The sequence below is a fragment of the Chitinophaga filiformis genome (genome assembly GCF_021646545.1).
In the GTDB taxonomy this organism is placed as follows: domain Bacteria; phylum Bacteroidota; class Bacteroidia; order Chitinophagales; family Chitinophagaceae; genus Chitinophaga; species Chitinophaga filiformis_A.
Genome location: NZ_JAKIRP010000013.1, coordinates 53,164 through 78,285 on the forward strand (window position 1 = coordinate 53,164; position 25,122 = coordinate 78,285).

Annotated in this window: 23 protein-coding genes; 16 read left to right on the forward strand and 7 right to left on the reverse strand. The window is 47.9% G+C overall.

The features are described 5' to 3' along the window. Positions 1–9 precede the first annotated feature (9 nt). From sufD to L3C95_RS25595, 7 genes are all read left to right on the forward strand, one after another. On the forward strand, positions 10–1,329 hold the full coding sequence (gene sufD, locus L3C95_RS25565; RefSeq protein WP_236392131.1) for a Fe-S cluster assembly protein SufD: 1,320 nt from the start codon (positions 10–12) through the stop codon (positions 1,327–1,329). A gap of 96 nt (positions 1,330–1,425) precedes the next feature. Next, positions 1,426–2,673, forward strand: a complete 1,248-nt coding sequence (locus L3C95_RS25570; RefSeq protein WP_236392133.1) for an aminotransferase class V-fold PLP-dependent enzyme — start codon at positions 1,426–1,428, stop codon at positions 2,671–2,673. Between the two features lie 7 nt (positions 2,674–2,680). Next, the gene (locus L3C95_RS25575) at positions 2,681–3,127 is read left to right on the forward strand and encodes a SufE family protein (RefSeq protein WP_236392135.1); all 447 of its coding nucleotides are present in this window, start codon (positions 2,681–2,683) and stop codon (positions 3,125–3,127) included. Beyond that, on the forward strand, positions 3,124–3,441 hold the full coding sequence (locus L3C95_RS25580; protein ID WP_236392137.1) for a DUF59 domain-containing protein: 318 nt from the start codon (positions 3,124–3,126) through the stop codon (positions 3,439–3,441). The genes L3C95_RS25575 and L3C95_RS25580 overlap by 4 nt, the downstream gene beginning before the upstream one ends. Before the next feature lie 168 nt (positions 3,442–3,609). Further along, the gene (locus L3C95_RS25585; protein ID WP_236392140.1) at positions 3,610–4,128 is read left to right on the forward strand and encodes a hypothetical protein; all 519 of its coding nucleotides are present in this window, start codon (positions 3,610–3,612) and stop codon (positions 4,126–4,128) included. Between the two features lie 39 nt (positions 4,129–4,167). Beyond that, positions 4,168–4,674, forward strand: a complete 507-nt coding sequence (locus L3C95_RS25590) for a BON domain-containing protein (protein ID WP_236392141.1) — start codon at positions 4,168–4,170, stop codon at positions 4,672–4,674. An 18-nt stretch (positions 4,675–4,692) separates the two neighbouring features. Then, a complete protein-coding gene (locus tag L3C95_RS25595) occupies positions 4,693–5,115 on the forward strand; it encodes an SH3 domain-containing protein (RefSeq protein ID WP_236392142.1) in 423 nt (140 codons plus the stop codon). 454 nt (positions 5,116–5,569) lie between these two features. Here L3C95_RS25595 and L3C95_RS25600 read toward each other — a convergent pair whose 3' ends face one another. Next, positions 5,570–6,280 (reverse strand): hypothetical protein, encoded by a 711-nt coding sequence (locus L3C95_RS25600; protein WP_236392144.1) that lies wholly within the window; start codon positions 6,278–6,280, stop codon positions 5,570–5,572. Between the two features lie 236 nt (positions 6,281–6,516). Here L3C95_RS25600 and L3C95_RS25605 point away from each other — a divergent pair, with 236 nt between their 5' ends. The 4 genes from L3C95_RS25605 (at position 6,517) to L3C95_RS25620 (ending at position 14,845) form a co-directional block, all read left to right on the forward strand. Further along, complete coding sequence (locus L3C95_RS25605) at positions 6,517–6,945, forward strand: hypothetical protein (protein ID WP_236392146.1); 429 nt, start codon at positions 6,517–6,519, stop codon at positions 6,943–6,945. A 161-nt stretch (positions 6,946–7,106) separates the two neighbouring features. Continuing rightward, positions 7,107–8,222, forward strand: coding sequence for an efflux RND transporter periplasmic adaptor subunit (locus tag L3C95_RS25610; RefSeq protein WP_236392148.1), 1,116 nt, complete (start codon positions 7,107–7,109; stop codon positions 8,220–8,222). 254 nt (positions 8,223–8,476) lie between these two features. After that, positions 8,477–13,105: an efflux RND transporter permease subunit gene (locus L3C95_RS25615; RefSeq protein WP_236392150.1), complete on the forward strand. Its 4,629-nt coding sequence runs from the start codon at positions 8,477–8,479 to the stop codon at positions 13,103–13,105. 156 nt (positions 13,106–13,261) lie between these two features. Then, complete coding sequence (locus L3C95_RS25620) at positions 13,262–14,845, forward strand: response regulator (RefSeq protein ID WP_236392153.1); 1,584 nt, start codon at positions 13,262–13,264, stop codon at positions 14,843–14,845. Between the two features lie 18 nt (positions 14,846–14,863). On the opposite strand, the gene L3C95_RS25625 is transcribed toward L3C95_RS25620, so the two are convergent. Both L3C95_RS25625 and L3C95_RS25630 read right to left on the reverse strand, forming a co-directional pair. Continuing rightward, positions 14,864–15,433 carry a chemotaxis protein CheB gene (locus L3C95_RS25625; protein ID WP_236392155.1) on the reverse strand — a complete coding sequence of 190 codons (570 nt, stop codon included), beginning with the start codon at positions 15,431–15,433 and terminating at the stop codon, positions 14,864–14,866. Beyond that, the gene (locus tag L3C95_RS25630) at positions 15,430–16,320 is read right to left on the reverse strand and encodes a CheR family methyltransferase (protein ID WP_236392157.1); all 891 of its coding nucleotides are present in this window, start codon (positions 16,318–16,320) and stop codon (positions 15,430–15,432) included. Before L3C95_RS25630 ends, L3C95_RS25625 begins: the two co-directional genes overlap by 4 nt. Positions 16,321–16,501: 181 nt before the next feature. On the opposite strand from L3C95_RS25630, the gene L3C95_RS25635 reads away from it, so the two are divergent. Then, complete coding sequence (locus L3C95_RS25635) at positions 16,502–17,314, forward strand: hypothetical protein (protein WP_236392159.1); 813 nt, start codon at positions 16,502–16,504, stop codon at positions 17,312–17,314. Positions 17,315–17,471: 157 nt separating this feature from the next. Here the strand turns inward: L3C95_RS25635 and L3C95_RS25640 are convergent, their stop codons facing one another. The 4 genes from L3C95_RS25640 to L3C95_RS25655 all read right to left on the reverse strand — a co-directional run bounded on the left by L3C95_RS25640 (position 17,472) and on the right by L3C95_RS25655 (position 21,634). Beyond that, positions 17,472–18,245 (reverse strand): M57 family metalloprotease, encoded by a 774-nt coding sequence (locus tag L3C95_RS25640; RefSeq protein ID WP_236392160.1) that lies wholly within the window; start codon positions 18,243–18,245, stop codon positions 17,472–17,474. A gap of 198 nt (positions 18,246–18,443) precedes the next feature. Further along, positions 18,444–20,687 (reverse strand): cation:proton antiporter, encoded by a 2,244-nt coding sequence (locus L3C95_RS25645; RefSeq protein ID WP_236392163.1) that lies wholly within the window; start codon positions 20,685–20,687, stop codon positions 18,444–18,446. A 100-nt stretch (positions 20,688–20,787) separates the two neighbouring features. Beyond that, complete coding sequence (locus tag L3C95_RS25650) at positions 20,788–21,162, reverse strand: hypothetical protein (protein ID WP_236392165.1); 375 nt, start codon at positions 21,160–21,162, stop codon at positions 20,788–20,790. Positions 21,163–21,181: 19 nt separating this feature from the next. Beyond that, entirely contained in the window at positions 21,182–21,634 is a 453-nt protein-coding gene (locus L3C95_RS25655; protein WP_236392167.1) for a MarR family winged helix-turn-helix transcriptional regulator, read from the reverse strand. Positions 21,635–21,795: 161 nt separating this feature from the next. Between L3C95_RS25655 and L3C95_RS25660 the strand changes: the two genes are divergently transcribed. From L3C95_RS25660 to L3C95_RS25675, 4 genes are all read left to right on the forward strand, one after another. Next, positions 21,796–22,356 carry a YeeE/YedE family protein gene (locus L3C95_RS25660; RefSeq protein ID WP_236392169.1) on the forward strand — a complete coding sequence of 187 codons (561 nt, stop codon included), beginning with the start codon at positions 21,796–21,798 and terminating at the stop codon, positions 22,354–22,356. 10 nt (positions 22,357–22,366) lie between these two features. Then, positions 22,367–22,864, forward strand: a complete 498-nt coding sequence (locus tag L3C95_RS25665; RefSeq protein ID WP_236392171.1) for a DUF6691 family protein — start codon at positions 22,367–22,369, stop codon at positions 22,862–22,864. A 369-nt stretch (positions 22,865–23,233) separates the two neighbouring features. Beyond that, positions 23,234–24,010 (forward strand): SDR family NAD(P)-dependent oxidoreductase, encoded by a 777-nt coding sequence (locus tag L3C95_RS25670; RefSeq protein WP_236392173.1) that lies wholly within the window; start codon positions 23,234–23,236, stop codon positions 24,008–24,010. A 246-nt stretch (positions 24,011–24,256) separates the two neighbouring features. Next, on the forward strand, positions 24,257–25,066 hold the full coding sequence (locus tag L3C95_RS25675) for a phytanoyl-CoA dioxygenase family protein (RefSeq protein ID WP_236392175.1): 810 nt from the start codon (positions 24,257–24,259) through the stop codon (positions 25,064–25,066). Positions 25,067–25,122 lie beyond the last annotated feature (56 nt).

Genomic DNA, 25,122 nt, shown 5'->3' on the forward strand with positions numbered 1-25,122 from the left:
AAAAAGAACATGACGAGCGATAAATCATTTTACGAATTTATATCCAACGGGGTACCTGGTCCCGAGCAGAAAGTAGATGCGGACAACGCCATCCTTCCTGCCCGCAAGCTGGCATTCAGCCGCTTTAAGGAACTGGGTCTGCCTACGATCAAAACTGAAGAGTGGCGCTATACTAACATCCAGCGTTATCTCAAAGACGCCTTTACCCTGGCACAGGAAGAGCAAGGTACTGTAACGGCAGAACAACTGAAATCTGCTGCCATCCCCCACCTGGACAGCTACCGCGCTGTACTGGTGAACGGACGCCTGCAGGCCGACCTCTCTACCCTGCCTTCCGGTGGTAAAATCACCGTCTCCAAGCTGAGCGATGCTGCCGGTAACGCACAGCTGCAGGCATGGTTCGATAAACATCCGCACCTGCAGTCGCAGCCTTTTGCAGCGCTGAACGCAGCCCTCTTTGCAGATGGCCTGTTCATCGAAGCAGGAATCAACGCCAGCCTGGACAAACCTTTACATATCATTCATGTGTATACCGCTTCCACAAACGCTTTCATTCAGCCCCGCCACCTGGTGGTACTACATAAGAGCGCAACGCTGGAAGTAATTGAAAGCGCTGTTGGTCTCAGTGAGAATGCGATCGCTTTTGTAAATGGTGTAACTGAAATTGTGCTGGAAGAAAATGCTGAACTCTGGCATTATAACATCCAGAACACCGTTAAGAACAGCCGTCATATCTATCATACTTCTGCTACCCAGAAAGCTGACAGCCGCTATCATCATTTTAACTTTACCCTGCCATCTGCAGAACTGACCCGTAATAACCTCAGCGTAGCGCTGACAGGCAGCAATACGGAAACCAATCTGCATGGGCTCTACCTGGCTACAGGAACGCAGCACGTAGATAACCATACATTTGTGGATCACCTGGTAGCTAACTGTAACAGTAATGAGCTATACAAGGGTGTACTGCTGGACGACGCCAATGGCGTATTCACCGGCAGGATCCATGTAAACCAGGATGCGCAGAAAACAAACGCTTTCCAGCAGAACAACAACCTGCTGATGAGCGAAAAGGCGAACATCAATTCACAGCCTCAGCTGGAAATCTATGCAGATGATGTGAAATGTAGCCACGGCTTTACAGTAGGACGCTTCAGCGAAGAAGCACTGTTCTACCTCCGCTCCCGTGGTATTGGTGCAGAAGCCGCTAAATCACTGCTGGTAAATGCTTTCGCATTTGATATTACCGACCAGGTACATATACCGGCTTTACAGGATTTCCTCGCAGAAAAGATTCGCCAGTATGTAGCCGGCGCTATCAATAATTAATTCGATCAGAAATTCCGATCTTTGCACGAGGTCATCCAGGTTCATCCCGGATGACCTCTGATGCTTCAGAGAAGAACGATAAACTTTAAGAGTATTATGCAACACGTACCAGACATCACTGTTCCGGCAATAGATATAGAAAAGATCAGAAAGGATTTCCCGCTGTTACAGGAAAAAGTATATGGATTACCACTCGTATATCTCGATAATGCAGCTACTACCCAGAAGCCGCAGATCGTGCTGGATACGTTAATGCATTACTATATTCATCTCAACAGCAACGTACACCGTGGTGTACACCACCTCAGCCAGGAAGCAACTGCCGCTTACGAGAATTCCCGTAAGACCGTGGCCTCCTTCCTTAACGCGCGTAAACCGGAAGAGATCATCTTTACCAAAGGCACCACAGATGGTGTTAACCTGGTAGCTTACTCCTTCGGCCGTGGTGAGATCAAACCGGGCGATGTAGTGCTGGTATCCGCCATGGAACACCACTCCAACATCGTTCCCTGGCAGATGATGTGCGAAGACAGGGGCGCGGAACTCAAAGTCATTCCCATGGATGAAAACGGGGAACTGATCATGTCAGCGTTCTCTGATCTGCTGACCGACAAAGTGAAGATCATTGCAATAACATACGTTTCCAATTCACTCGGTACTGTTAATCCCGTACGCGATATTATAGCCCAGGCACATGCCCGTAACATCCCTGTGCTGCTCGATGCCGCACAGGCAGTACAGCATATGCCGGTGGATGTGCAGGAGCTGGACGTAGACTTCCTCGTATTCTCCGGTCATAAAATATACGGCCCTACTGGTACCGGTGTACTATATGGTAAGGAAGAGTGGCTGGACAGACTGCCCCCTTATCAGGGTGGTGGCGATATGATCAAGACCGTTACCTTCGCTAAAACCATCTACAACGTACTGCCGTACAAGTTCGAAGCAGGTACACCTGATATCAGCGGCGCCATTGCACTGGAAGCTGCTATAAAATACGTACAACAGGTAGGTGTTGAAAATATCCAGGCATGGGAAGAACAGCTGGTAGACTATGCTGTGCAGCAGCTGCAGCAGATTGAAGGACTGCGCTTCATTGGTAATGCGAAGCATCGCTCCGGCGCTATCTCCTTCCTGGTGCATGACATTCATCCTTATGACCTCGGAGAACTGCTGGACAAACAGGGTATTGCTATCCGCACCGGCCACCATTGTGCTGAACCTGTAATGGGCTTCTTCTGCATCCCTGGTACCGTACGTGCATCCTTTGCGATGTATACCACTTTCGAAGATATAGACAGACTAGTAGCGGGCATCAAAAAGGCGGCCGCTATGTTAAGATAACAGGATTATGACTATCAAAGAAAAACAGGACGAACTGATATCAGACTTCTCCTTCATGGAGAACTGGATGGATAAATACGAGCACATTATTCAACTGGGCAAGGAACTTCCGCTGATAGACGAAAAATATAAAACGCCCGATCACCTCATCAAGGGCTGTCAGTCACAGGTATGGCTGCACACCGAAATGCAGGACGGTAAACTGATCTTCACAGCTGATAGTGACGCTGTGATCACCAAAGGACTGGTAAGCCTGATGATCACCGTATTCTCAGGACATACGCCTAAAGAGATCGCGGAATCTGAAATATACTTTATTGACGCGATCGGATTGAGCAGTCATCTCTCTCCTACCCGTTCCAACGGATTACTGAGCATGCTCAAACAGATCAAATTATATGCAGTTGCCTATGAGGCAAAATCTCAATCACAAAAAAACGGCAAAGAGCTATGAGCGAAAATACATTGACACTACGCGACAGGATTGAAGAGGTGCTGCGCACAGTATATGATCCGGAGATACCGGTAAATATCTTTGAGCTGGGCCTCGTATACGAAATAAGGATAGGCGATAATAACCGCGTTGCCATTACGATGACGTTGACCGCACCGGGTTGTCCGGTAGCCGGCGACATCATACGTGAAGTAGATGAGAAAGTAAGAGATATTGAGGGTGTATCTGATGTAGATGTGACCCTCACCTTCGATCCACCATGGACGAAAGATATGATGAGCGAAGAAGCCAAACTGGAACTGGGCTTTATGTAATGAAGCCTGTAAGCAATTATACAAGCCGGTGCTGTGATTACAGTACCGGCTTTTTATATTCCGCGATTACCGTCCTATATCTATTTCCATCCCTTTAAACATTCTTAATGGTCAGTTTGTTATTAGGTTCCCTACCTTTGTCATCTTATTACCTTATAAAACTCAGTTATGTTTGAACAATTAACGCAACTCATCCAGCAAAGCGGTCTGCAGTCTGTCATTAACAATCCCGAAGTACCTAACGAGCACAATGACGGTGTGATCGCTGAAGCGCAGAACTCCATTCTCTCCTCTTTCAGCCAACTGAATGCCAACGGTGAAACACAACAGGTGAATGAAGCGCTTGAATCTGCCGACCATCCGGTTACGCAGAACATTCAACAAAACTTCGCCGGCAACATCATGGAAAAGTTTGGCATTAATAGTGCTACAGCTACCAGCATTGCTGCCACCTTAATCCCGACCGTTCTGAACGCCATCAAAGGTGGTAATGCACCCGGCGGTAGTGCAGGTGGTTTCAACATCCAGGATATCTTATCTTCCCTGGGTGGTACCAACTTCGGTAGTGGTGGTTTTGGCAGCGGTAATATCCAGAGCTCTATCAATAGTATTGGCGGCAAACTGGGATTAGATAAAGATGGAGACGGCGACGTTGATCTGAACGATATCACGAAGATGTTCAGGTAATTATTCAGATGGAACTTTTAACCATTCCAATCAATAATTATGAGCAACAAACAATTGAGCACTGCTATCCTCTGTCTGGTATTTGCTGCTATGGTAGCCTGTAAGGCGAAACCCAGCGACACGCAGATCCAGGCAAAAGTTTCGGAACAACTCAGCACCATGCCGGAAGTGACGGCTGATGTCAAAGACGGTGTGGTAACCCTATCTGGCAATGTCGCGGATGACGCGACCAAAGCCTCTGCTGAGGCGACGGTGAAATCGACGGAAGGCGTGAAAAGCGTTGTCAACAACATTATGGTGACACCTGCTGCTCCACCGCCACCACCTCCTGCCGACACAACTGCTATGGCTACTCCTGCTGATGAAGCACTTCGTACCGGTGTTACCAACATCTCCAAAGACTTCCCCGATGCTGACATCAAAGTCGATGCAGGCGTTATCACCGTTACGGGCGAACTCTCCGCAGCTAAATGGAAGACGCTGAAACAGGCGCTGGATGCCCTGCATCCTAAAAGAGTAGATGCGTCAGGTTTGAAAGTAAAATAACCTTTTAAATCACTGTTTATGTCATTACAGGATAAATACAAGGAACTGATAGATACCGCCAGATCTGCGGGCACCGGTAATCTCCAGGTAAATGAACAGGAAGGCGTATTACACATCAGTGGCGAAGCGCCCAGTGGTGCGGTGAAGGACAATCTGTGGAATATCTACGGAAAGATTGATCCGAATTTCCTCAGTGGTGATGTTGTCATGGATATCAAAGTGGCGACGGCTGTTGAGGGAGCGAAACTCGAGGTAGTGACTCAATCGTCCAATCTCAATGTGCGGAAGGGACCAGGTATTGATCAGCCGGTTATTGGCAAGGCCGCGCATGCGGAGACTGTTACGCTGATCAGTAAGCATAGTAATGAATGGTGGTTGATCCGTACTAAAGACGGCGAGGAAGGGTATGCGCATGCGCAATATCTCCGGCCGGTTGAATGATAATTACTTTTTTCTTTTTTGAGAGACGAATGGCGTGAGCTGTTCGTCTTTTTTTGTGGTTGGCGCGAATGATCGTAGCGGGTGGTGTGGTTTGGTGGAGGGATGCGCGGCGATTCGGTTTCAGTAAGGGACTGCGGGCTGTACCCCTTTCGAGCACTATTTATTGAGCGATATCAAGCGTATGGGCATGGGAATGTCTGTTTAACTCCCATCAATCGTATTGGAGCTCGTAAAGGGCTAAGGCCCGCAGTCTCCTTCTGAAACCTTCCGCTACTCATTGAGTGAAGATTGAATAAGAGGGTGCTATTTATTAGTTCCAATTTATTACTTCCACTTTATTTAGAATGTTCGTAAACTAAATGGCAAATATTTGTTCAATCCCTTTGTTCGCTGCCAGATTAATAAGAATATTGAGCCAGGCACATAGAGAAGATACATTAATAACAAATGGCCCTTACTTAGCGGTTCTCAATATAAACCCATTTGCCTGCTTCTGCAAAGTATACCTGACAGTGCGTTTCCCACCGGAGGGCTTAGTATCAAGATCGCCTTCCTTATAAACGGGATATACACGTACAATCTGGCGCTGCTGAATGTAGAAAGAATCACGTCCACGATATCCTTCCTTGTCGGGATCATCGAAATCGCCCGAGAAGATGCGGACAGGTTTGTTATTTATGTAGGTAATCCCATACACGCTGCCAGTCGCATCAGTACCTGCTGAGGTGGTGAAGAGATAAATTTCCGGGTTCCGGTCATTATTGAGGTCTTCCACTACGGTTTTTTGTAGCACTCCTTTCACATCTCTGATGACAGTACTATCCGCTTTTGAGGAATCGCCTTTAAGGTTGGTGGCGGCTATCGTGATAGAACGGGCTGAACCGTCGCCTTTGGAGACGATGGCGTATTTATGATCATTAAACCGCAGCATACCAGAGACCGGCTCTGTTCCGCCTTTCCTGACATTAGCTTCCTCTTCGCCGGGGGCCGGGGCACTTCCCATATTGGCAGTACCACCAGCAGCATTCTGGCTGGGATTATTGGCTGCACTCTGGGAGGCGCCTTCCTGTATGTTGGAAGAAGAGTCTGCCATCTCGTTTTTATTTTTTATAGGCGAATTGCACGCGATGCCAAATATCAGCAGGAAACAAATGATGGGTCTCATACCTTCTCTTTTTTGATTTGGTGAAGATGTTTTGAAATTTTCTCAGGGTGAATCTTAGATATCTCATGATGTTACCTCCTAAAATGGGAACAACTAACATGCCGAACAAAAAGGCGGGTTATATCGATACCCAGGGATGGACAGATAATAAAATTTTACCGTTCGTCAATTCAGTATTTTGATTTAGCACGCATCGTTTTTATCTTTGCATTTCCAATTGGAGGACTAACCTAATTATGGTAAAAACAGAGAAGCAAATATTCCGCAGGTTTTTACTGTACATCATGCTGATATCCGGCCTGATGACGGGCCATTCCGCTATTGTACAGGGTAAATCGCCATTTAAGGCAGGTAAGACCCTCTGCTTCGAACGCCTCTTTGATCATGAAAAGATCCACATCCCGTATATCGATAATGGTGGCATCCAGTTAGAAGAAGAGGATGATATACAGCTTAGGCTGGGCCTCAAGAAGATACCGCGCAAAAAGCGGTATTATATCAATAGTACCTATCAATCGTCCAGTTATACCACACGTTTCCTGCAATTTCAATATAACCAGGAATTTTATATACCTGTCAGAGAGAACAAGACCGGCGTATATACACAGCAACATGCGTTTCTGCCGGCCTACTATAGTTTTCTGTCCAGGTATACGCCCTTCTGAATAGCTTACCAGTATTAGCTATAAGCTCTTACCGTTACCCGTTTTTTTACAATAAACATGCAGCTGTAACCGCTGACGGCACTTTGCTGTCGGCCGGCACTGCATGTATTCAACAATACGGGCCGTAAACTTACGGCCCTGTAAAACTATTCACTCCTATCATGCGAACGTTTTTGAAGATTAATATACTGGCAATGAGCATTGCCCTGGGTGGTTGTGTTACCCGGGGAGAAAAAATCAGCAACGAAAATGAGTTACAGACATTCCCTGTTCTGCAACTCTCTCTTTCTGACACAGTACTGCACAGGAATTATGTAGCAGATATAGAAGCCGTACGCAACGTGGAAATTCGTGCCCGCGTGAATGGATTCCTGAATAAGATCTATGTGGACGAAGGACAACATGTACAACAGGGACAATTGCTCTTTACCCTTAATGATGAAGAATACCGCTCCGAGCTGGCAAAAGCGAAGGCAACCCTCAGCAGCGCTATCGCAGAAGCCAAAGGCGCTCAGCTGGAACTGGCGCGCGTACAGCTGCTGGTGGAGAAAAAAGTGATCGCTAAAAGTGAACAGGAAGTGGCAAAAGCCAGGCTGGCTGCCGCAGAGGCGAGGATCGAAGAGGCAAGGTCGGCCGAAAGCAATGCCGCTACCAGGTTGTCTTATACCATTATCCGTGCTCCTTTTGAAGGTTATATTGACAGGATACCTTCAAAGGCCGGAAGTCTGATCGGAGAAGGCGCCCTGCTCACTTCTGTATCTGATATTAAAGAAGTGTATGCATATTTTAATGTGTCTGAAACCGAATATCTCCAACATAAAAAAGCACATGCCACAGCAGAACATCCGGTAGTACGGCTGGTACTCGCGGATGGAACAGATTATCCCTATCCGGGGAAAGTAGAAACCATTGAAAGTGAATTTGAGGAAACAACCGGCTCTATCGCTTTCAGAGCCAGGTTCCCAAATCCGAAAGGCCTGTTGAAACATGGGGCCAGCGGAAAAGTACAGCTGAGCAATGACCTGCCCAACGCTATGCTGCTTCCACAGAAAGCAGTATTTGAAATGCAGGACAAGAATTATGTATTTGTCGTGGATGCATCCAACCAGGTAAAGATGAAAAACTTCGTGCCCGGTGCACGCCTGGCCAACTGTTATGTTGTGGCATCTGGTCTTCAGGCGGGCGACAAAGTTGTTTATGAGGGCGTACGTAACCTGCGTGACGGTATGAAGATCATTCCGGCTCCTGTAACGCTTGACAGTATTAAAGGATTGTAAGGGCGATAATCTTACGGGGTTTCAAGCAGGCTTACCTGCCTCTTGTGCATTCAGGGGCTCGGCTTACAGCCATTCAGAAAATATAGGCATGCTGCATTCGGATAAGGCAGCCTGCGGTGCGCTGGCTGTACAGCTGAAGCAATCCGGTTCATTACCTTCCCCACTTCCGGGCGGCATTATCAGTAGCCATCAGGAATTGCGGCATTGTGATGTTACCGGCCTGCAAACTTTTTTTCATCTTTTATAACATTTTTATGTTCGATACTTTTATAAAGCGCCCTGTGTTATCGCTGGTCATCTCGTTGATCATTGTGCTGCTTGGGTTGCTGGCTTTATTTACATTACCCGTCACACAATTCCCCGACATCGTTCCGCCTTCAGTAACGGTGACGGCCAAATATACCGGCGCCAACGCAGAGGTTTGTGCCAAAGCGGTGGCTACTCCGCTGGAACGCGCTATCAATGGCGTACCCGGCATGACGTATATGTCATCTGTATCCAGTAATAACGGTATGACACTGATACAGGTGTTCTTCAACGTCGGCACTGATCCCGATCAGGCGGCAGTGAATGTGCAGAACCGTGTGGCGACCATCATTGACGAATTACCTGAAGAGGTGATCAAAGCTGGTGTGACAACAGAGAAAGAGGTAAACAGTATGTTGCTATACCTCAACATAATGAGTGAAGACAGCACACTGAATGAACAATTCATCTACAACTTTGCCGACATCAACGTATTGCAGGAGTTGAAAAGGATTGACGGGGTGGGTTTTGCAGAGATCATGGGGGCCAAGGAATATGCGATGCGCGTCTGGCTGAAACCCGATCGTATGCTGGCTTACCAGCTCTCGGCCGATGAAGTGATAAACGGCATACGCAAACAGAATATTGAGGCTGCTCCCGGTAAGACAGGTGAAAGCGCGGATAATGATCCGCAGGTACTACAATATGTATTGCGCTACACCGGTAAGTTCTTCGAACCTTCACAATATGAAAATATTATCCTGAGAGCTAATCCGGACGGCTCCGTGCTCCGACTGAAAGATGTGGCAGACGTGACCTTTGGTGCACTGAGTTATGGCATGGTGTCAAAGACAGACGGTAAGCCTTCCGCATCTATCATGCTGAAGCAGCGGCCCGGCTCCAATGCGCAGGATGTGATCATGAACGTAAAAAAGCGGATGGCTGAACTGAAAGCGACTTCTTTCCCACCGGGAATGAGTTATAATTTCAACTACGACGTATCCCGCTTCCTGGATGCCTCCATTCATGAGGTATTAAGAACACTGGTGGAAGCGTTCATACTGGTGTTTATCGTGGTGTTCCTGTTCATACAGGATTTCAGGTCCACACTGATACCTGCACTGGCAGTGCCGGTGGCGCTGATAGGAACATTGTGCTTCATGCAGCTGATGGGTTTCTCCATCAACCTGCTGACATTATTTGCCCTGGTACTGGCCATCGGTATAGTCGTCGATAACGCGATCGTGGTGGTGGAGGCCGTCCATGTAAAAATGCAGGAGACGCATCTGCCTCCCTTGCAGGCTACGCTGGCGGCCATGAAAGAGATCAGCGGCGCAATTGTGGCGATCACACTGGTGATGTCGGCAGTATTCGTGCCGGTGGCATTCCTTTCTGGTCCCGTAGGGGTATTTTACCGGCAGTTCTCGCTGACACTGGCGATTGCGATCGTGATATCGGGTATTAACGCGGTAACGCTCACTCCTGCCCTTTGCGCGATCATGCTGCGCCATACGCATGATGCCGGCAAGCCCCGGAATATGCTGCAGCGCTTCTTCGATAAATTCAACTACAGATATAATAAGACAGAGCGCAGTTATCAGCGTCTGATCGGGTATATAGCCGGCAGACGGACGGTGACGATCGTTATGCTGATCGTATTTTTTGTGGCCACCTGGGGTATCAGTGCTGTGTTGCCGGGAGGTTTCATTCCTTCTGAAGACCAGGGTATGATCTATGTGAATGTGACCACACCCGCGGGCGCCACAGTAGCGCGTACAGAAGCGGTGCTGGACGAAGTACAGGAGATCGCGTCACAACTGGAGGAAGCGGAGTCGGTGTCCACACTGGCGGGTTTCAGTCTCGTGAATGACGTAGCAGGGGCCTCATATGGAATGGGCATGATCAACCTGAAGCCCTGGGAGGAAAGGAAACGTTCTGTAAAAGAGATCATCGCAGCACTGGAAAAGGACAGTAAGATCATTTCAGATGCGAGTATCGAATTCTTCCCTCCTCCTACGGTACCGGGCTTTGGTAACTCGAGCGGATTTGAGTTACGCGTACTGGACAAAACCGGTAGCGGTAATCTGCAGCAGACCGCCGATGTCACCAACAAGTTTATTAATGCCCTGAAAGAACGTCCGGAGATAGGAAGTGCCTTCACCAGTTTCGATCCGGAGTTCCCACAGTATATGATCCACGTAGATCAGGCTATGGCGGCCCAAAAAGGCGTTAGTATCGACAACGCGATGTCGACCCTTCAGACATTGCTTGGCAGCTTCTATGCGTCTAATTTTATCCGTTTCGGACAAATGTATAAAGTGATGGTCCAGGCCTCTCCCCGTTATCGTACCAAACCGGAAGATGTTATGCATCTGTACGTGAAGAACGATATGGGGGAAATGGTGCCTTTCTCCAATTTCATTAAGATGGAGCGTGTATACGGGCCAGAACAGCTGACCCGTTATAACATGTACACAGCGGCAATGATCAACGGGGATGCAGCTGCCGGTTTCAGTAGCGGCGACGCCATCACGGCCATCAACGAAGTAGCGAAACAGGCTTTGCCCCGTGGATATAGTTTTGAATGGAGTGGTATGACCCGCGAACAGATCCTGTCGGGCAATCAGGCTATTTACATTTTCGGGCTCTGTCTCCTGTTCGTATACCTGCTGCTGGCCGCACAATATGAAAGCTTCCTCCTGCCGCTACCGGTGATCCTCTCCCTGCCCGCAGGAATATTCGGCGCCTTCCTGACGCTGAAACTGGCCGGACTGGAAAACAATATTTATGCGCAGGTGGCGCTGGTAATGCTGATAGGATTGCTGGGTAAGAACGCCATCCTGATCGTAGAGTTTGCGATACAACGGAACAAGCAGGGATTGTCCATTCTGGAAGCTGCCAAAGAAGGGGCGGTATCCCGTCTGCGGCCTATCCTGATGACGTCTTTTGCCTTCATTGCGGGCCTGATACCTCTTTGCGTGGCCAGCGGTGCCGGCGCTATGGGTAACCGCTCTATCGGAACAGCGGCCGCCGGCGGTATGCTGATCGGTACTGTATTTGGGGTATTGATCATCCCGGGACTGTATGTACTGTTTGCCAGCATAGGGCAAAAGAAGGCAAAGCCTAAAAGCGCCAAACCGGCGGTGGGTGTACTGACGGTGTTCATGGTAGTTGGATTGCTGACAGGCGGACTACAGGCCTGCTACTCACCGGCCAAACTTACCCTTCCGGAAGCACCCAAAACACCCGCTACGTTTGGTGATACGTCACAAACAGCCGGAGGGGATCCTGCCGACAGCAGTACTATCGTTAAAAGCGGTACAGACAGCAGTGGTATCGGGGCATTGTCCTACAAACAATTCTTTACAGATACATTGCTCCTCCGCCTGTTGGACACGGCACTGGCACATAACACCGACATGCTGCTGGCCACCCAGCGGATGGAGACTGCCCGGGCACAACTCATGGCCGCCAGCCGTGCATGGCAACCGGAAGTGAACATCGCGCTCAGCGCCGGTGTAGACCGCTGGGGCGACTATACGCTCAACGGCGTGGGTAATTTTGATACCAATCTTTCTCCCAATATCAGTGACAAACAACGCATACCCGGACCTACACCTGATTACTTCGCAGGACTGCGCAGCTCATGGGAAATTGATCTCTGGGGAAAACTGCGCAGCCGCAAACAGGCTGCCTTTATGCGCTTCCTCTCCAGTGAACAGGGACGCCGGCTGGTTACCACACAGCTGGTATCGCAGGTTGCAGGCATGTACTATCAGCTGATGGTACTGGATTATGAACAGGAAGTGATACGACGCAATATCAGTCTGCAGGAAACTGCGCTGGCCACCGTACAGATACAGCAGGAAGCCGGCAGGGCCACATTACTGGCCGTTCAGCAGTTCTCTGCCCAGTTGCTCAATACCCGGAGTATGGCCCTGGGGCTTAAACAACAGTCGCTGGAGCTGGAGAACCAGCTGAATGCATTGCTGGGCCGCTTCCCGCAACCTATCAGGCGCGATACCTCACTGCTTGATGCGGCATTGCCTCCTTTTGCGCAAACAGGTGTACCGGCTACCATGCTTTCCCGCAGGCCGGACATTCAACAGGCTGCGCTGGAACTGGAAGCCGCTAAAGCAGATGTGAAAGCGGCGCGTGCGGCCTTCCTCCCATCGTTGAATATCACGCCTTACGTAGGATTCAACTCCTTCAACGCCGGTATGCTGTTCAATACACCCGCCTCTCTCGCCTATGGCATATTAGGAGGCATCTCTGCGCCGCTGCTCAACAAAAAACAGCTGCAGTCGCAATACAATATCACCACAGCTTCAGGAATGTCTGCATTCTATCAATACCGCCAGGCGATCATCAACGGATACCAGGAGGTGATCACTGCCCTCGGACAACTAAAGAACGGACAGGAAGCTTACGCATTAAAATCGGCTGAGGTACAGATGCTGAAAGACGGCGTGTCCACGGCAAATGATCTTTACGCTACCGGGTACGCCAATTACCTGGAAGTGATCACCGCACAGAAAAGCGTGCTGGAAGCTGAGCTGGCGCTGGCAGGCAATAAAAAAGACCTTTTCCTGGGAACTATTACATTATATCGCGCACTGGGCGGAGGTCAGCAATAACCTCACTTCATCGTACCATTACTGTTGTGCGGATGCAGGGATATACGAATAATGATGCAGATATTCGTATGTTCGTGCATCCGCATCTTTATTAAAAAAAAGTCCGGACGGAACGATTTTTGAGGTATTCCCTATTGCCAATTACATTACAAAAGAATGATATTAATCGTAGATGATAAACCGGAGAACATCTTATCCCTCAGGAAGATCTTAGAGCTGCATGACTTTGAAGTTGATACCGCATCTTCCGGCGAAGAAGCCCTGAAGAAGATCCTACGGAACAACTATGCGCTGATCATACTGGACGTACAGATGCCCAGTATGGACGGTTTTGAAGTGGCAGAGACGATTTCGGGATATAGTAAGGCAAAGGATGTTCCTATCCTGTTTTTGTCGGCTGTCAATAAAGATAAAAAGTTCATCGCGAAAGGATATGCTTCCGGGGGACTGGACTACATCACCAAACCAGTAGATCCGGATATCCTGTTGATGAAGGTAAAAACCTTTATCAGGCTTTACGAACAAAACAGGCAGCTGCAGGAGATGCATGCATCGCTGCAGAAAGAAGTGGAAGTTCGTAAAAATGCACAGGCTGCACTGAATGCCAAAGTACAGGAACAGCATTCCATACTCGAATCATTGCCGCAGGTAGCGTTTACCGCCGGTGGCGATGGCGCCGTAGAGTATGCCAACCGTCACTGGTTCGACTACTCCCCTTCTCTTACGGAGTTTCCGGTCACTTACGACCATGAACAGCAACAGCTTTCTGTCTGGGAAAATGCTATTAAGGCCGGACTACCGCTGGAAAAAGAAGTTTACCTCCATCACCGCCAGCATCACCACTACCGCTGTCACCTGCTGAGAGCTATTCCCCTGGAGGAAGACGGCCGTATTGTAAAATGGGTAGGCACTTTTACAGACATCGCTCATCAGAAACAGGCCAATGAAATACTGGAACAACGGGTGATGGAACGTACGCGTGAACTGCAGGAAATGAACCATGCGCTGGAGGCCAGTAATCATGAGTTACAGCAATTCGCTTCTGTGGCATCGCATGACCTCAAGGAGCCCCTGCGCAAGATCCAGCTGTTTGGCACCATCCTGCGGGATCGCCATCTGGGTACCAATCCGGATGCCTTGCAGTATATGCAGCGCATCGTCAGCTCTTCAGAACGAATGACCCGTTTGATCAATGATCTGCTGCAGTATTCAAGACTTTCTGCTGACGTCCCCTTTGAGACAGTGGATATCAATGCTATCATAAGAGAGATACTGGCAGACCTGGAACTCTCCGTCCGGGATGCCTGTGCAGAGATCACCACAAGCGCATTTCCTGTCGTGGAAGCCATTCCCGGCCAGATCAGACAGGCATTGCAGAACATCATCAGTAATGCACTGAAGTTCACCCGTCCGGGTGTGGCGCCATGTATTCACATTCAGGCAGAACGGGTGCTGGAAAAGGAATTTCACAGTCCGGCGGCAGCAGAAGGACCTTTTTGCCGGATCACCATCAACGATAACGGCATTGGGTTTAATGAGGCGTACCTGCCCAAGATCTTTACACTGTTTCAACGGCTGCATAGTACCGATGTATATGACGGAACGGGTATCGGGCTGGCCATCGCAAAGAAAGTAGTAGAGCGGCACCAGGGAATTATCGGGGCAACCAGCAGGGAGAATGAGGGGGCTACATTTATCATGGTATTGCCCGTGGAACAGCCAAAGACAGCCGCAAACTAAACCGGAAAGCAATAACTATCAGTCTTTCAGGTCTTTTACAAAATCAATAATGTCTTGAATATCCAGTATCTCATCCACCGTTGCCGTACTGATGGCATACTTCGGCATAAAAGAAGCTTCTGCGGTCTCAGGGTCCTGCACAGCTGTAAAACCGCCCGCATCATGCACCGCCTGTAAGCCTTCTGCCCCATCCATATTAGCACCTGACAGCAACAAACAATATAAGCGGCCACCACATACTTCAGCCGCGGACATGAATGTCACATCGATACTGGGACGGCTGTAATGTACTTTCTCTGATGCATCCAGTGTGAGTGAGCCATCCGGCTCTATTAACAGGTGATAATCTGCCGGCGCCACGTATATACAACCGGGTGCCAATACATCTTTCTCTTCCGCCTCCTTTACGGCGAGGCATGTTTTGGCAGCTAACAGGTCAGACAGCAGCGTCTCACTGTCGGCCCGGCGATGCAGCACAATGATCATTGCCAGCGGCCACGCTGGTTCCAGTTCAGGTAATAGTTGCATCAGTACATCCAGGCTGCCTGCAGAGCCACCGATGACCAGCAGTGTAGGAAAAGAGGTCATGTTGTTATTTTTCTCCAGATCTTCTCCTTGTGAGCGACCGGCTTGAATAATGGGGCTACAGTTGTAAAGCGTAGTGTTTCTTTCGCGCCCAATGCCAGAAAGCCCAGTTGCTCCAGGCTGTCGCTGAACAGGTGCAGCACCTTGTCCTGCAGATCTTTGTTGAAATAGATAAGTACATTCCGGCAAATGATCAGCTGGAACTCATTAAACGAACGGTCCGTAACCAGGTTATGCGCAGCGAAGATGATCTTCTCCCTCAACATGTCTGAGAACTTGGCGTATTCATAATTAGCTGCATAATACCGGGAGAATTCCTGTTGTCCGCCAGAGGACAGGTAGTTCTGCGAATACTGCTGCATATACTGCAGGGGAAAGATCCCCTTACGGGCTGTCTCCAGCACACTTTCGTTGATATCCGTAGCGTAGATGACAGATTTGTGCAGCAGGTTCATTTCATGCAGCAGGATGGCCACAGAGTAGGCCTCCTCCCCGCTCGAACAGCCGGCATGCCATATCCGGATCAGCGGATAGGTGGCCAGTACCGGTAGTACCTGCCGGCGAAGCTCCCGGAAGAAACCGGGGTCCCGGAACATCTCCGTCACATTCACGGTGATCTGCTCCATCAGATGTACCAGGTAGCCGGGGTCTGTCTTTACCCTGTACCTGAACTCTGCAAAACTGGGGAAACGGTCCGCGATGAAGACACGCTGCAACCTGCGCTTCACAGATGCGAATGAATAATCGGTAAAATCATATCCATATTGCTCCAGTAAGTCATTCAACAGTAGTAAGACATCCTCATCCTTCAAATGGCGCAGGTGATCCATCATTGAGTATTCATGCTGTTTTTGCTGCTGTAAGTTCGCAAAGTTTTCCGGCATTTCCATATTCACATATCAATCCGCCGTCATATAGCGGCATAACGTCAAACGTAATGCCAACAGCAGCTCAGCAATTAAAATCCAACGTAAATAGTACATACATTTTCGCCATTGTTGCTACCTTTAACATAGACCTTGTCATAAGATTCATTAGTATTTTTATTCCGTACCTAGTTAATACCAGTGTATGCCACTCTTTAGGACTAAAAGCCCGCTTTGCGTGGCCATGTTGCTGGTAATAATCACGGCCAGCGCCTTTCGCCCGGGGAACAGCGATAAAGGCAAAATGCGTCTCCGGGGTATCAGTACAGCTGCCAGTAAAACAATGATCTCTTATAACGCGGACAAAAGCATTGCGGAACTGCTCACCATTTCGCGGACAGCAGAAGGTGCTTATGCGACTACACGCATTCCTGTTTATAAAGACGGCAGGCTTATCAGCATATTTGTGACGGATGAGGAGTCTTCACATGCGCCGGCGTTATTCTCTTCTTTTGAGTATTCAACAGAAGGCAGGATCAGGAGGATCATCTATTACCTGGATGGTGCAGTACATGGGTATGACTCACTGGCCTATAATGCCAATGCTCAGATCAGTGCACGTTATTTTTTTAATGATACACAGGATGGAACAGCATTTGAAAATAACAGCTGTCAGTTCTATACCTGGAACAATAAAGGCAACATTATTACGATTGAGAATATGGGGCGTGTAAACAGAAGATTGCCGTTCACGTTAAGTTCTACTACAACTTATACATACGACGATCATCCTAATGCACAGCATAGCATCCCCTCTCTGTGTTACCTGACGGATATTGCTGCAGAGAATATGTCTGCAAATAATATCGTCACTGAAACCATCACGTCTGCTGCCGGCAATAACAGCATCGTGAATCATTATTCCTACGCATACAATGCGGAACGGTATCCGGCAAAGATCATTATCAGGTGTGCCGTGAACAATGAACTGGTGGTGACAGAGCTGGAGTGGGACTAACAAAACCGGCCATTATATTGGACATATTGTGCTGAAAATACGTGACTCCTGCGGAGCCAGTTATGTGATAGATTGATATTGCTTGCCATCAATATGATCATATAACTGACCGCGGGAGTCACGTATTCTTTTTCAACGTTAACTGTTCTCCTTCCCCTTATTGTGGGTAAAGGATCTGTGTAGCCAGTACATCACCAGCAGTGAAGCCGGCCCAGTTCAATACGAATGAATTCATCACTGAGTTGGCATCTACAGTTGGTGTACCGGTGATGAAGATGCCCTGGGTCTGGTTAGTGTGATAGAAACCGATGGTGTGGCCCAGTTCATGAGTGATGGCGAACAGTTTCTGGCTAGCCGGAAGGCTGTTGTAGTTACTGTTGATCTCAACGCTTACACCCGGTCTGCCGTTGGAAGTAGGCAGATAAGCGCGGGCAATCCAGGGGGCAGACTCAAAGCCCATAAAGATCCTCGTGTAAACACCTGTTGCAGAGGTAGTGATGGACATGCCCAGTCTTGTACCGTTAACCGCATTCCAGTTGTTTACAGCGCCCTGAATAGCCGTTCTCCAGGCCGTAGGTACCGCAGGATCAATGTAGAGCCTTACATTAGTGTTGTAGGTGTTGCTTACCAGGTAAGCGCCTCTCCAATGCTCTCCTGTAGGAATACGATCAGGATTCGCAGCGTTGGCAACACGTTTTTCAACTTCTTCTTTTGAAATGATTACATCGCCATCCAGGATGAAGTTGTCTCCCTTCAGGACGATCTTGTCCTTTTTGAATCCCTGTGTTTCCAGGTAGCTCACCAGTTTTTCAGTGTTATCTTCAGATTTGACGTCCGCAGTTACATTGTCTTTACTGCAGGCAAAAAGGAACATTGAAAGGGCAAAAAAAAGAAATTGGATTTGACGCACATAGAGTGACTTGGTTTTCATACAAACGGGTTTTTATTTTGAGGGTAAAAAAAAGAGCTACACAGTGTAGATTGAATTTACAATAAAAAAACAATGCGAAAACAAATTATTACTATCACTGCTAAACGTAATTGTCACTAACGGTATCCCCCAAAAAATAAGACAGGACAAGCCTTTGAGACTTGTCCTGCTGCAAATATGTTGCGGCATCAGCAGCTGTTAATTAGCACCCTGCTGCGCTTTAATGAAAGCATTTAACTTTTTACCGCTACCGGCCACCCACACAATATCGCCTTCTTCCAGATGCATATTTGACTCCGGATTTAAAATCCTTCTTCCCTTCCTTTCCACGCCCAGCACGATTCCGCTGGTGCGTTCCCGTATGCCTATCTCGCGTATAGTCTTGTTCGACAGATGTGAATGTTTGCCAATAAGGAAATGCTTCAAAGCGATCGGATCCGTGTCCAGCGGCTGTGGATCACTATCTCCCGGCACAGGTTCGAGGAAACGGTTGAACTTTTCCAGTTGTTCATCGGTCCCAATTCCCGTGATAACATCACCAGGAAACAGGCGTTCATTTTTATCGGGTGCATAGATCTTCTGTCCACTTCTGTTGATTAACGCAATATTAATCCCGAAGTTTTCCCGTAGTGCTAATTCCAACAAAGTTTTGCCTGCAACCGGCGACAGCGGACGTATTTCAGCTACAGCAAGATGCGCGTCCCATGGGGCGAGCACATACTTGTTGATCCCGCCTACTTTTGCTTCGCGTGCATTGAAATTAGAGAAGAACCGTTCCTCTATCGTGGTATAGAAAGCCTGCACCCTATGCCGCAGCGCAAAGACCAGTGCTACGATAGCCAATGTGACCATCAACGCAATGGAAGGAGAAAAGAACCTGTCCATGAAAAAGCCGATCAGGAACACCGCCAGCACTACTCTGGACAAACGCACCAATAACAAGGGGCCACGGTATTTCTTTTGTTCCCATATATTGGAAGATGCCCGGCTGCTGATTTTTCTGAAAGCCAGTGCCCAAAGGAAAGGCATCAGCAGTACCAGTGTGATCACCGCGCTGGCTACACGCCCCCAGTTATAACCATTGATGCTGATCGTAACCAGCGGCAACAGGTAGTAATACGCCAACAGCGTAATAGAGAGTATGACCACTGAATAGATAGTCATATTTACGACATAAGATCTCAGTAATTGCTTCCAGTCGCTTTCAACAGAAATGGTCTGCGCCGCAGCACTGTACCTGTTTAATGCCGTCTTCCAGCGATGGGGCAATACAGCTGCTATCTTCTCATAAAAAGGCGCAGACAGGCGGATCATGTAAGGCGTTGTAAAGGTCGTGACTGCAGATACAGCAACAGCCACAGGATACAGGAAATCGCTCGTCACTTTCAATGAAAGCCCCAGCTGTGCTATAATAAAAGAGAACTCTCCTATCTGTGCAAGGCTCATCCCCGCCTGTACGGAAGTCTTCAGCGGTTGCCCTGAAAGCAGTGCGCCTGTACAGGTGCTGATTGTTTTACCTGCCAGTGTGACCAATGTAATAATAGCCACCGGACCCGCATATTTTACCAGCATGGCAGGGTCGATCAGCATTCCTACAGAGACGAAGAATACAGCGCCAAACAGCTCTTTTACCGGCTTTACGAGATGTTCTATCTTCTCTGCCTGCGTGGTCTCTGCCAATATAGATCCCATAATGAAAGCGCCCAGCGCTGGTGAGAATCCGGCTTCTGTAGCCAGTACCACCATCAGCAGACAAAGCCCTATAGCGGTTACCAGCAGTGTTTCTTCATTCATCAGCTTCTTTGTTTTCCGCAGTAATGTGGGAATAAAGAAGATGCCTGTCACAAACCAGGCGATGAGAAAGAAGACCAGTTTGATGACAGAGGAAAGCATCTCTCCGCCGGCGAACTGCTGACTGACAGCCAGTGTGGACAGGAGTACCAGGAGTACGATCGCCACGAGATCTTCCACTACAAGAATACCAAATACGAGTCCTGCAAACTGTTGCCCTTTAATGCCCAGTTCCTCAAATGCACGGATAATAATAGTTGTGGAAGATATAGACAATATGCCGCCAAGGAATATGCTATCCATAGAAGACCATCCCATGAGTTGCCCGATGAGATAACCCAGTAGCAACATGAATACTACCTCTACAATAGCGGTAATAGAGGAGGAACCTCCTACTTTGATCAGTTTTTTAAAACTGAATTCGAGTCCCAGGCTGAATAAAAGGAATATGACACCTATTTCAGACCATATCTTGATATTGGCTTCATCAGAAACTGTAGGGAAGAGCGACACATGTTGTCCCACCAGAAGGCCGGCCACAATATATCCCAGCACAAGTGGCTGCTTCAGTTTCTTGAAGATCAGTGTTGTAATAGCCGCAGCAATTAGTATCAAAGCCAGGTCGGTAATCAAAGGTGGTAAATGTATCATCCGGTATTTCCAGTTTGAATGAGTTAATAATAGAAATAACATAACAGCGCCTGCAGATGTTAATCGCAGCGCCCGTTAACAACAGCTATGTCCTGTTAACTCACCAAAAAATATGCTGAGGGTAGATAAGCGACCGGATGATTGCATGCAGATCAGGCAGTAGACGTACTGCCTGTACTTTACAGGAAAATAAATTGATGCCCGCCAGGAAATGTGCCCTGACAGTATCTGCTCCGTCGCGGGTATCTGTTTTAGTGGAAGCGATGACCGATCGCTGTGGAGTAGTGATGATGGTTTCCGGGGAGGAAGGCATTCCATGACGCCTCAGCTCCCTTTCGCATGACAATATCTTCAGGAATGGCCGGGTGGAGGGAGACACCGCGCTGGCTCTATGACATCCAGTTATAGCTGCATTGACACTCAGTCCGCAGCAATACAACATGATCAGCAGGCACAGATAAGAAAGACTCCGCATACGGACAAAGATAATTTTTTTATCCCCGTATTTTGTCGAGCAGGTCACTCAACGTGGCAGCTTCCTCTTCTGTAATCCTGTCTGCCAGGTCTTCATAAAAGGTATCCATCAGTATATCTACGTCTGACAAGAGCTTCAGGCCCTGTGGCGTGATACTGATATCCATTTTCCGCCTGTTGTGCGGACAGAGCCGGCGTTGCACATATTCCAGCTTTTCCAGTTTGTCCAGCAAACGGGTCACATCACTCGCCTTGTCCAGCATGACGTCTTTAATGTCGCCGGCAGACACAGGTTCCGGGTGACGTCCTTTTATGATCCGCAGGGCATTGTAGTGCTGCGGCAACAATCCATGTTCTTTCAGGTTTGCTCCAAGGGCGTCACGTAGCCAGTTACCCGTATACAACAGGTTCACTACGATCTTGTGATAATCGTCCTTGAACTTGCGCTGATTAATAGCTTGTTCGATTCTCATACATCAAAGATAAATAAATATGCGTGTTGCAACATATTTGAGTTAATGTATTCTTTTAACAGCCTGTGGATATTTGAAATATATGCTATACTTATATTTGTGTTGTACCTTATCTGTTTTTCCTGTACTTCCCTGTTCAAATAAATCTTAACAATATGTTTATGAGTATTTTAACCGGTTCCTGGCCCTGGTATATTGCCGGTCCGCTGATCGGACTGATGGTCCCCCTGTTATTGCTGCTGGGCAACCGTCATTTTGGACTTTCTTCCAATCTCCGGCACATCTGTGCAGCCTGCCTCCCCGTTAAGGCTCCTTTCTTTTCCTACGATTGGAAAAAGGAGTCATGGAACCTCCTTTTTGCCGCCGGCATTGTCATCGGCGGCCTGATAGCCAGTACTTTACTGGCCGATAAAGGGCCATCATCTATACATCCACAGCTGGCCGTGGAAATGGCAGGATATGGTGTTACATACGCACAAGCGCCGCTCCCCGCTGAACTGTTTAACTGGCCCGCCCTGTTTACTTTAAAGGGCTTTCTGCTGATGATAGCGGGCGGATTCCTGGTAGGCTTTGGCACCCGTTATGCCGGCGGCTGCACCTCCGGACACGCCATTATGGGCCTTTCCAACCTGCAGTGGCCCTCCCTGGTAGCTACATGCTGCTTTATGGCGGGAGGCTTTATAATGGCCAACCTGGTATTACCTTTCATCCTTCACCTTTAAACGCCCTCTTATGTCATTACCTTCCAATACAGATTTTGAGTTAGAAAGTCCCGACACACCGTCAGGTACCATTAGTACTACAAAAAAAGCACCATGGTGGCGTCAGTTACAATATCTGGCCGCAGGCGCCCTCTTTGGCATCATCCTGATCAAATCTGAGGTGATTTCCTGGTTCAGGATACAGGAGATGTTCCGCCTGCAGTCCTTCCATATGTATGGGGTGATCGGATCAGCGGTGATTACAGGGATTATTTCTGTGGCGATCATTAAAAAGACCGGTGTAAAGACCTTTTATGGAGAGCCTATCACCTTCCGGCCGAAGCCTTTCCACAAAGGGCAGATCTTCGGAGGCTTGTTGTTTGGTTTCGGCTGGGCACTTACAGGCGCTTGCCCGGGCCCTTTATTTGCACAGATAGGCGCCGGTTTTACTGTTTCACTGGCTACCCTGGCCAGCGCCATATTGGGAACGTGGGTATACGGAATGCTGAGGGATAAACTACCGCATTAGGCACTGCATTTTCTTCTTTTATCACCACTTACCTGCACGCCGTCAAACTACTTGTTTGAATAGTGTAAATACGACGCATTGCAATACTGGCAAGCCAAAAGAAGGATCAAACGATTACGGGGATGTTAATTTTTGGTTAACGGAAGGCGATTTCTTGCGTTAACCAGATAAAATATACCCTTTACCAAAATGAAGAAGCAGGGTCAATTGTCTCTGCTATCTTTGGTACAGGTTTTTCATAGGATATGGTTAAAAAATTAAGGGCGGTATTCTTATCGCCCTTGCTCATTATACCCCCTTCATATCTTCTTTCCACTTTATATGTTTATATTTAGCGACTTCTATTCAACGTAAAAGATCATTTGAAGGATGACATATGCACTCATAACCGGGGCCAGTAAAGGAATTGGTCTCTCCATGGCACACGCACTCGCATCGCGGAAATATAACCTGTTGCTGGTAGCCAGATCTGGAGAGGAACTGGATGGCATCGCAAAAGAGCTATCCTCCAGATGGCAGGTAAAAGCCGATTATCTGGCTATTGACCTTTCCTTACCTGAAGCAGCAGCCAACGTATATGAATGGTGTAAAGCGGGTAACTATCCGGTATCAGTACTGATCAACAATGCCGGTTATGCGGTATGGGGCAACTTCATCTCCCGCAGCCTGGAGGAACATCAGCAGATGGTCCGTGTAAATGCAGAAACACCGGTAGCCCTGTGTCATTATATGTTGCCCATCCTCCAGCAACAGCAGCAGTCGTATATACTTAACGTCTCCAGTACAGCTGCCTATCAGGCAGTATCTACATTGGCATTATATGCGGCCAGCAAATCATTTTTATTGCTGTTTTCCCGCGCATTACGGCAGGAACTGAAGTCGTCCAATGTCTCAGTAACCTGTGTTTGTCCGGGGCCTGTAAAGACCAATTTTATCAACAGAGCAAGCATGCAGGCCATACAGAAAACGGCAGATAAATATGGCATGATGCCCGATGCAGTAGCAGATATTGCCATCAAAGGTATGTTCAGGAAGAAATCTGAGATCATTCCCGGGGCATTAAATATCATTTCCGCCTTCCTTACCCGACTGGTTCCCAAGTCATTAGTAGAAAAAATAGCAGCAGACCTGTATAAAACCAAATAGAATAAGCTTTATTTTGTTGTTGTTAATAATTTAGTTATCTTCAATCTACAAAATTAGTAGACTAATAATGATCACTAAATTATTTACGCTTCTGTACTCTCCCTCCTTTTTTCCTATCAGCAAGGAATGTCCTTATTGTTGTTGCTGATCTATTTCTTCTCTCTGGATATTCATGCAGAGAGTATACGTCACTATCGCTTACTTAAAGCAATTAACAGCCTACAATTATTTTAAACTTACTACATTATGTCAGCAGCTTATCATACGTTTACACTCGGCAATACGCTTACAGATGAACAAAAAGCATTTTTCGAAGCACATGGCTATATACACTTTTCCGGATTTCTTTCACCGGAAGAAGTGCAGGAAATTGTAACCGCTTCAGAAGAAGTGCAGGAAAAATGGATTGCCAGCAAAGTGGAAAAAGTGAATGGGGTTCCCGTTAAATATGGGAAAGACCTTGACGGCCGCCCCATTGTACAGCGTTTCGCATTTTTAAACCAACATACAAAGGTGCTTTCCGAGCTTCTGAAAGACAACAGACTGCAGGCTTTACTGCAGCTTATCGGGCCCGGCGCCCGCATCGGGGCAAATGAGAAAGATGGTATGGTGTTGAACCATTACGTGAATGGTCCCGAAAGTACTTTCACTCAAATGGGATGGCACACAGATGGCCTACGCGATATTTTCCTGGGCGGTAAACTGAATCCGATGTTAAATGTGGGCATCCACCTCAGCACATTACGTCCTGAAAACGGAGGCCTTCGTATCATACCGGGCACGCATAAACAAGGTATTCTAAGTATGCTGTTCCGCAAGAAATATTTTATCGGTCATAAACCCGATAAAAATGAGCTGGCCATCATGCCAAAGGCGGGCGACCTGACAGTACATGACGGACGTTTATGGCACCGTGTTGCAAAGTCCAGTGTTGTTGGTGAGGAAAGCCGCAGAAGAGTTATTTATGTCCCGATCATTGCCGGCAAGTATGAGCCTAAACATGAGAATAGTCCTACTTTACTCTATCAGCGCCTTGCAGGTGTTATTCTGAAATAATTCCTGAATATATCATTACAAAATGGCGGATCTGCTGGTCCGTCATTTTTTTTGTC